The 8,792-nt window shown below is 65.1% G+C and carries 7 protein-coding genes and 1 pseudogene; 2 read left to right on the forward strand and 6 right to left on the reverse strand.

Features of this window, described 5'->3' with window-relative positions:
• From ABYB95_RS11760 to ABYB95_RS11785, 6 genes and pseudogenes are all read right to left on the reverse strand, one after another.
• Positions 1 to 185 (reverse strand): annotated as a pseudogene (locus tag ABYB95_RS11760) (carboxylesterase); the annotation flags it as partial.
• Between the two features lie 41 nt (positions 186 to 226).
• On the reverse strand, positions 227 to 1,528 hold the full coding sequence (locus ABYB95_RS11765) for a TRAP transporter large permease (protein WP_372658720.1): 1,302 nt from the start codon (positions 1,526 to 1,528) through the stop codon (positions 227 to 229).
• Complete coding sequence (locus tag ABYB95_RS11770) at positions 1,518 to 2,021, reverse strand: TRAP transporter small permease (RefSeq protein WP_372658722.1); 504 nt, start codon at positions 2,019 to 2,021, stop codon at positions 1,518 to 1,520. Before ABYB95_RS11770 ends, ABYB95_RS11765 begins: the two co-directional genes overlap by 11 nt.
• Positions 2,021 to 3,052 carry a TRAP transporter substrate-binding protein gene (locus ABYB95_RS11775; protein WP_372658724.1) on the reverse strand — a complete coding sequence of 344 codons (1,032 nt, stop codon included), beginning with the start codon at positions 3,050 to 3,052 and terminating at the stop codon, positions 2,021 to 2,023. The genes ABYB95_RS11770 and ABYB95_RS11775 overlap by 1 nt, the downstream gene beginning before the upstream one ends.
• Positions 3,053 to 3,105: 53 nt before the next feature.
• Positions 3,106 to 4,674: an indolepyruvate oxidoreductase subunit beta family protein gene (locus ABYB95_RS11780; RefSeq protein ID WP_372658726.1), complete on the reverse strand. Its 1,569-nt coding sequence runs from the start codon at positions 4,672 to 4,674 to the stop codon at positions 3,106 to 3,108.
• Positions 4,675 to 4,686: 12 nt separating this feature from the next.
• Entirely contained in the window at positions 4,687 to 6,834 is a 2,148-nt protein-coding gene (locus ABYB95_RS11785) for a thiamine pyrophosphate-dependent enzyme (protein ID WP_372658728.1), read from the reverse strand.
• A 133-nt stretch (positions 6,835 to 6,967) separates the two neighbouring features.
• Here ABYB95_RS11785 and ABYB95_RS11790 point away from each other — a divergent pair, with 133 nt between their 5' ends.
• Together ABYB95_RS11790 and ABYB95_RS11795 are read left to right on the forward strand one after the other, a co-directional pair.
• Positions 6,968 to 7,912 (forward strand): LysR family transcriptional regulator, encoded by a 945-nt coding sequence (locus ABYB95_RS11790; protein ID WP_372658730.1) that lies wholly within the window; start codon positions 6,968 to 6,970, stop codon positions 7,910 to 7,912.
• Positions 7,913 to 8,025: 113 nt separating this feature from the next.
• On the forward strand, positions 8,026 to 8,792 hold a 767-nt coding region (locus ABYB95_RS11795; RefSeq protein ID WP_372658732.1), incomplete at its 3' end, for an AMP-binding protein.

Consider the following 8,792-nt stretch of genomic DNA (forward strand, 5'->3'; position numbering starts at 1 on the left):
ACCGGGGCGCTGGGAAAAACAAAGCGCACCGGACCAATGGCCGACAGGTCCAGCTCTTGCGCGATGGGCACGAAGTCGTTGCCATCGGCGCCCAGGCCGTGCAGCACGACGATGCTGGCCACGGCGGTCGCTGCGGGGTCGCCACCGGTGAGCAGTTCCAGGGTTTCAAGTGTGGAGGTGTTCATGCCCACAAGCATACCGCCTGGGGCATGAACACCGGTCGTCGCTAGCGCACCATGTTCGGTAGCCACAGCGAGATGGCCGGGAAGGCGCACAGGATCACCAGCCGCAACAGATCCACCGCGATAAAGGGCATGGTGCCACGGTAGATCGCGCCCAGGGGCACGTCGCGGGCGATGGAATTGATCACGAACACGTTCATGCCCACCGGCGGGCAGATCATGCCCAGCGTCACCGCCATGACCACGATCACGCCAAACCAGACCGGATCGAACCCGAGCTGCATCATGGCCGGGAAGACGATGGGCACGGTGAGCAAGATCATGGCCAGTTCGTCCATCACCGCACCCAATATCAGATAGCCGACCATGATGAGCGCAAGCACACCATAGGCGCCCACCGGCAAGTGCACCAAAATTTCCACCGCCTTCTGCGTGAACTGGGTGATGGTGAGAAAGTAGCCGAACAGGTAGGCACCGACCACGATCAGCATGATGGCCGAGGACACGCGCAGCGCCGAGATCAGCGCCGCCTTGATCTGCGGCCAGCGCAGGCGCCCGCGCACCACACCGATCACCAGCGTACCCACAGCCCCCACGCCCGCAGCCTCTTGCACGGTGAAGAGCCCACCGTAGATGCCGCCCAACACGAACACGAACAGCAGCAGCACCGCCCAGAGTTCGCGCAGCGAGGCCATGCGCTCGCCCCAGCCGTGGCGCGCACCACGCGGCATGGAATCGGGCCGGACCCAGCTCATGACACCCACCACCGCGCTGTAGAACAGCAGTGCCATGATGCCCGGCACAATGCCCGCCGCGAACAGCTTGGTGATGTCGGTCTCGGTCATGATGCCGTACAGCACCATGATCACCGAGGGCGGGATCATGATGCCCAGCGTGCCACCGGCGGCAATCAGTCCGGCCGAAAATCCCTGGTCGTAGCCGGCACGTCGCATCTCGGGCAAGGCCACCTGGGTCATGGTCGCCGCTGTGGCCACCGACGAGCCATTGATGGCCGAAAAGCCGCCGCAGGCCGCCACGGTGGCCAGGGCCAGGCCACCACGCCGGTGTCCGAACCAGGCCCGTCCCGCCACGAACAGTTCGGTGCTCATGCCCGAATGCGAGGCGAACGCGCCCATCAGAATGAACATCGGGATCACGCTGAGGTTGTAGTCCGTGACCACCGACAAGGGCACGTTGCCCAGCAGGTTGAGCGCGGGCGACAAGCCGGTCAAAGCCGCAAAGCCGCCGATGCCGGCAATGCCCATGGCCACACCGATCGGCACACGCACAGCCATCAGGGCGAACATGCCCACGAAGCCCAACAGGGCCACCAGATCACGATCCATGCATGGCTCCAGATTCACTGGCTATGGCATCGGGGCTGGCCGCGTTTCCGCTCCACAACTGCTTCAGGCGCACCAGCGCCAACGCCGCCGCCACGCAGGCGCCCAGCGCCGCCACGGCGTAAAACCACTGCAGCGGCAGGCGCAGGTCCATGGTGCCCTGGCTGCCCGTACCGGCCACCTTCACCCAGGTCATCCACGCCACCGGCAGCAGAAAAGCGGCTGTCACCGCTGTGGCCAACAAATCCAGCCGTCGCTGGTTGCGGGCCTGCAGGTGTTCCCACAGCAAGTCCACGCAGATGTGGCTGCCGTAGTAGGTGGCCAGCGCAAAGCCCCAGAACAGGGCGATGCCTTGCAGCATGCGCGAGCCATCGAACCAGTCGGGAATCTGCACGCTGAACACGTCGCGCAGCAGCACATTGCCTGCCGTGAGCACCGCGATCAGCAGCAGGAACAGAGCGGCCACCGTCTCGGTGGCCGACAGCAGACGCTTCATCAGTTGGCGGCTTTGCGGGTGGCCAGTTCACGCTGGAGTTCGTCCAGCGCCTGCTTGCCGTTGACGCCCACCTTGTCGGCGCCCACCGTCCATTGCGTGTACACCGGTTCGGTGGCTTTCTTCCAGCCGTCGAGCTGTGCCGGCGTGATCTTCACAATGGTGTGGCCAGCCATCTTCTCCAGCTTCTGTTGCCCGGCGTCTTCGTCATCGCCCCAGGCAGCGCCGACCTTGGCGGCCCAGTCGTTGTTGCAGTGGTCGTCCATGACCTTCTTCTGCCCGGCCGCCAGTTTGTTGTACCAGTCCTTGTTCATCACCCAGGCGAAGTCGGACGCGTACAAGCGCATGTCGGTGTGGTACTTCACCGCTTTGTCGATGCCGAAGCTGACGATGGAATTCCAAGGGAAGGTGATGGCGTCGGCCACGCCTTTTTCCAGCGCATCGCGCGATTCGGGTGCAGATACCTGCACGTTGGTCGCGCCCAGCAGCGTCATGGTCTGCGCCACCGTGCCGTTGGCGGAACGGATCTTCATGCCCTTGAGCTGGGCCGGGTCGGTGATCGGCGTCTTGGAATGGATGGTGCCCACGTGCACGTGCACGAAGCAGACCTTCACATCGCTCATCTCCTTGGCCGCGTAGCTGCGGTACCAGTGGTCCAGCGCCGCCGATCCGGGGCCGGGTTTGGCAATCAGAAACGGCAGTTCGCCCGCTGCGATCATGGGGAAACGACCGGCCTGGTAACCGGGGTTGATCCAGGCCACGTCGGCAATGCCGTCGCGCGCCATGTCGTAGTGGTCGGCGGCCTTGCCGAGTTGCTGGGCCGGGAAAAAGGCGATCTTGATCGAGCCCTTGGATGCCGCCTCCACCGACTGTGCCCAGGGCTCGAAACCGGTTTTCGCCAAGGGATGCATGGCCGGCAGCCAGTGCGCAAATTTCAGTTCAACGGGCTTGTCCTGTGCCTGGGCGCCCAGTGCGCCCAGCAAGAAAACGGCGCCGGCGACGGCACGTGCAACGGAAGGGATTCGGGTATTCATTCAAAGTCTCCTGTGGTTTTGGTGGAATCAAACGGACCGTCGTGAGGCGGTCTTCATGGAACGGGGGAACCGGATCCGGGCGCAACGCTGGCCCAGAAGACGGGATGGGTGTTGCCCTGCGGGCGGTGCCCGGCGTTGAGCTTGCCTTCGGGGTCGGCCAGCGTGGCCGCCAAGGCCTGCTTCAGCGCGCTGGCCGCTGCGGTCAGATCCATGTCGCCCAACAAGGCTGGCACCACATGAACGGCCCACAGGCGCGCGTAGTTCAGGCGGCCACGCACCTGGGTGTCGCCATAACCTTTGAGCACCTGGGGCATGCCCGCCACCTGCAGCGCCAGCGCAGGCGATGCCGGCAACAGCTGGCACATCGCCTGCAACCAGACCGCCATGGCCTCGTGCTCTTGCGTGTAGCGCAGCGAGCGTGGCCGCAACGGGCGCAAGCGGGCCAGAAAGCGCAGCATCAAATAACCCCACAAGCTGGTGGAGCGGATGTGCAAACCCACATGCGCCTTGCCCAGCCAGCCCCGGCGCGTGGCCAAGGCCATCAACCGGGCGCCCAGCGCCTTGGGCAGCACGGCAGCAACCTCGTCGATACCGGGTTTGAAGTGTTCGGTCACGCGCACGATGTCGTCCGCACGGGCCTGTGCTTCGGTTCGCACACGCTGGAAGCGGCTGCGCCGCGTCTTCAGGTCGGCCACGCGGATCACGTCCTCGAAGCACATCCACAAGGCCAGGTGGCGCACCGCCTCCTCCAATGCCTCGCTGGCGTCGTAGGCGCTCGCCGAGACCAGGCGCTGAACCCGGTGCAGAAAATCGCTGGCATAGGCATCGTGCTGGAAATCGCGGCAGCGCAAAGCGCCGTGGGCGGCCAGCAACTGCACCGGCACCGGCCAAGGCCGTATCTGCTCGCGCCACGCCTGTGCCAACGGTGCCGGCAAGGCCGCGTCGCTCAACACCTGCTGCGCGTCGGGTGAAACCTGTTGGTCTTCTGCTTGGGGTTGACCCGCCGCATCAAAGGCGGCAGCAAAGCCCGCCAGGCTGGCCGACACGCCCCGACCCGAGGCGCGGATCACGGTTTCGCAAACCTCGCGCGACCAGGGCAACACCCCGGCACCCGACAGGGCACCGAACATGACGGCCGACACCACCGTGCCCGCTTGTGCGGTCAGGGTTTCCATGTCGAACAACACCGCCTGCCGTGCCAGCGCACGGGCCGCGGCGATCAGGCGCTGTGGATCTTGCCGGCCATCGGCCATGTGCATTTTTTCCAACGTGGTGTAGACGCGGTGGGTCGATGCCAGCAAGCTGGTGCGGCTGTTCACGAACCCGCGTTCGATCATGCGGGCGGCTTCCAGCAGTTCGCTGGCCACCACCACGTCCACACAGCCGGGCACGGGCGTGAGCGCGAACACCGGCGTGCCCGAGCCAGGCGGCAAGGGCTGGCGCAACAGCTCGATGTAATAGCTGGTGGCGCCGGTGCGCTGGGCCACGCCCGGCACCGAGGTGGCCTGCACCGGCAGCTGGCTGTCGCGGGCGCACTGCACCAGCCAGTCGGCCAGCACACCGCCGCCTTCGCCACCGAGTGCGGCGATCAGGATGCAATAGGGTTTGGTTGGAGCGCTCATGGGAATCAGGTGTCAGGCCGGTTGCAACAGGCCGATGAAAAAACGGTTCAGGCGATCGGTCAGGCGGTCCCACACGCTGGGGTGGGTGACGATCTCGATCTTGTGGAACGAGGGGCACAACACCGCCGCGTCGGCCACCTCACCACACAGGCCACAGCCCACGCAGCCATTGGTCACGTGCGCCACCGGTTCGCGCCGCAGCGGATCGCCCGAGGGTTTCACCGTGAGCGTGGGACAGCCCGAGAGGCGGACACACGAGTGGTCGCCGGTGCAGGTGTCTTCGTCCACGCCGTAGCGGGTGCGCACACTGCGCAGACCGGCCTTGAGGCGGCGCGCCAGAATGGGTTTCAGGCGGCGTTGGCGCTCCAGCTGGCATTCGCCCTCGGCGATCACCACCTTGAGCCCTTTGAATGGCGAGTTGATGGCTTCCTTCAACACGTCGCGCACCCGGCTCACGCGGTAGTTGTGCACGGTCTTCATCCATTGCACGCCCATGCCCTTGAGCGTGTTCTCGATGGTCAACTCGTTGACCGTGGCGCTGGCGCCCTCGGCCAGCATGCGCGCATCAGAGGCCGGTGTGGACATGGTCTCCTGCGTGCCGGTGGCCGAGGTGTAGCCGTTCTTCATGATCACCAGGATGCCGTCGCCCTGGTTGAGCAAGGTCGAACTCACACCCGAGAGCAAACCGTTGTGCCAGAAGCCACCGTCGCCCATGATGGCAATGGGACGTTTGGCCGAGAAGTTCTTCACCGCCGCGCTCGACGCCATGCTCATGCCGTAGCCGAGGATGGAGTTGCCGAACGAGAACGGCTCAAAGGTGGCGAAGGAGTGGCAGCCGATGTCGGTGGAGATGTGCAGCTTGCCCACCTCGCGCTCCACCAGTTTGAGTGCGGCGAACACCGGGCGCTCCGGGCAGCCGGTGCAGAAGTTGGGGGGGCGCGCCGGCACGCCACCACCGAGTTCAACCGCGGCATGCTCGCGCACGGTGGCCAGCTCGGCACCATAGGCGGTGCCGGCGGTGGCGTCGAATGCCGGCAGGTGCTGGGCCAGAAACCCCAACAAGCCTTTGAGCAGCAACTCGGCGGTGTATTCGCCGCCCATGGGCAACAAGTCCTTGCCATGCAAGCGGGTGGACACATCGGCGCGGCGCAACAAGGTGGCAATGTCTTGCTCGATGAATTCTGGCTGCCCCTCTTCCACCACCAGCACAGCGCGCTTGCCCGCGCAGAAATCGGTGATCTGCTGCGGCAGCAAGGGATAGACCACATTGAGCACCAGCAAGGGCACGCGGCTGTTGCCCATGGCATCGGCCAAGCCCGCTTCTTGCAGCGCTCGGATGACGGTGTTGTACAGGCCACCCTGGAGAATCAGGCCCACCGAGGCGTGCTCGCCCTCGAACAACTCGTTGAGCTTGTGCTCTTCGATGAAACGCCTCGCCGCCGGCATGCGCACCTCGTATTTCAGCTTCTCGTGGCGAAAGGTGGCGGGCGGATGCGAGAGGCGGTCGTAGCTGAATGCCGCCGCGTCTTGCTGCAGGTGCCGACCCGAAATGGCCGGCGCGATGTTGTCGCTGGTGGTGAAGCTGCCCTGCACATGGCAGGTGCGGATGCGCAACTCCATCATCACCGGCGTGTTCGAAGCCTCGGACAGCTCAAAGGCCTTTTCCGTCAAATGCACGATGCTGGGCAAATTGGGCCGTGGGTCCAGCAGCCACAAGGCCGACTTGAGTGCAAAGGCATGCGTGCGCTCCTGGATCACGCTGGCGCCTTCGCCGTAGTCTTCGCCAACCACGATCAAGGCGCCGCCCATCACACCGGGCGATGCCAGGTTGGACAAGGCGTCGGATGCGACATTGGTACCCACCACCGATTTCCATGTGACGGCGCCGCGCACCGGGTACATGATGGATGTCGCCAACATGGCCGCCGCCGAGCTCTCGTTGGTGCAGGCCTCCACATGCACACCGAGTTCGTCGAGGTAGTCGCGCGACTGCACCATCACGTCCAGCAGGTGCGAGATCGGCGAGCCCTGATAGCCACCGACGTAGGTGACGCCCGATTGCAGCAGCGCTTTGGTCACCGCCAGGATGCCTTCGCCGTGGAAGGTTTCGCCTGCGCCCAACTTCAGCGCTTCGATTTCGGTGTGGAATGAACGCTCCAAGAGCCTGTCTCCTTTGTGATGTGCAGCGAATCTAGGTGCCGCAGACCCATATGGCAAATGGCTTGTTTGGATGTGGCTCATTCACGAGATGGATAATGTGGGTAAACCCTGAAGCCCACTGCCATCCGTTTTCATGAACTTCCGACAACTCGATCTCAACCTGCTGCGGGTGCTGGCCGCCATCCACCGCACCGGCTCGGTGACGGCCGCTGGCAAGGCGATCGCGCTCTCTCAGCCCGCCACCAGCAACGCGCTGGCCCGGCTGCGCGACTATTTCAACGACGAGCTGTTTGTGCGCTCACCAACGGGCTTGAAGCCGACGCGCTTGTGTGAACGGCTGGCGCCGGAAGTGCAAACCCAGTTGCGCCTGCTGGAGACGGCGGTCACGGCGCGCGACGAATTTGATCCGGCGCACAGCGACATGCGCTGGCGCCTGTCCTTGTCCGATCTGGGCGAGATGATGTTTCTGCCGCCGCTGGCCATCGCGCTGCGCCGCTACGCACCCAACGCCCACTTGACCAACGTGTCCGTGGCCGCGAACGACGTGCCCGCCGCCCTGGAATCGCGCGAGATCGATTTCGCCATCGGCATCCTGCAGCCCAGCCACCGGGGCGTGCGCTCCGAGCTGCTGTTCAGCGAGCAGTACGTGGCCATGACCTCCAGCCGCTGGCGCCCGGCCTCGGGCAAGGCGGGGCGCACCTTGAGCGCGCGCCAGCTGGCGGAAAGTTCGCTGGTGGTGGCCTCACCCACGGCCACCTTCCATGGCAGCGTGGAACAGATGCTGGTGCGCATGAAGCTGGCCGACCGCATCGTGCTGCGCGCAAGGCACTTTGGCGCCCTGCCCGAGCTGGCCCTGCACACCGACCTGCTCACCATCGTGCCGCAGATGTACGCCGCCAATGTGTGCGAACGCCTGGATCTGCGCGTGTGGGAGTTGCCGCGCGCCGCCGCGCCCCGCTACGAGGTGCGGCTGGTCTGGCACGCCAGCACCGCGCAGGATTCGGCCCACCAGTGGATACGGGCCCAGGTGCACAGCCTGTTCGGGCGCACCAAAACCCCGGCGACGCGGCCCGCCTGACGGTGCGCGCCTGCCGGACCCGGCCGGGAAGGCAAAGGGAAAACCCACTGGGACGATTGGCCAGGACTGGTTAGATTGGGACGAGTACCCCAGAACCAGACGGAGACCCGCCAATGACATCCAACGCAACCGATGTGCTGAGCTTGCAACGCCTCTACCATTTTGAGCAGAGCGCGGCCACCCAGATCACCTTGACGCAGCCCATGGGCGACGGCACGGTGCAGACCTTCACCTGGACCCAGGTGGCCGATCAGGTGCGCCGCATGGCCGCGCACCTGCAGGCCCAGGGCTGGGAGCCCGGGTCCAAGGTGGCCATCTTGTCCAAGAACTGCGCCTGGTGGCTGATGAGCGATCTCGCGATCTGGATGGCGGGCCATGTGTCGGTGCCGCTGTACCCCACCCTGGCCGCCGACACCGTGAAGCAAATTCTCACGCACAGCGAAGCCCGGGCCTGCTTCATCGGCAAGCTCGACGGCTGGGAGAGCATGAAAGCCGGTGTGCCACCCGACCTGCCTTGCATCAGCTACCCGCTGTCGCCCGCCGACGCGATCCAGAACATGGAAGGATGGGACGCCATCTGCCAGCGCACCCCAGCTCTGCAAGGCAATCCGGTGCGGGCGGCCGACGAACTCGCCACCCTGATCTACACCTCGGGCACCACCGGCATGCCCAAGGGCGTGATGCACAGCTTTGGCAATTTCGCCTGGGCGATACAGGCCGGCATCCAGCGCACCCAGATGAACGCCGAAGACCGCATGCTGTCCTATCTGCCGCTGGCCCACGTGGTGGAGCGGGTGCTGGTGGAACACGGTTGGCTGGCCACCGGCTTCTCGGTGTACTTTGCGGAATCCCTGGACACCTTTGCCGCCGATTTGCAGAA

The organism is Hydrogenophaga sp. (assembly GCF_041633695.1).
Taxonomy (GTDB): Bacteria; Pseudomonadota; Gammaproteobacteria; order Burkholderiales; family Burkholderiaceae_C; genus Hydrogenophaga.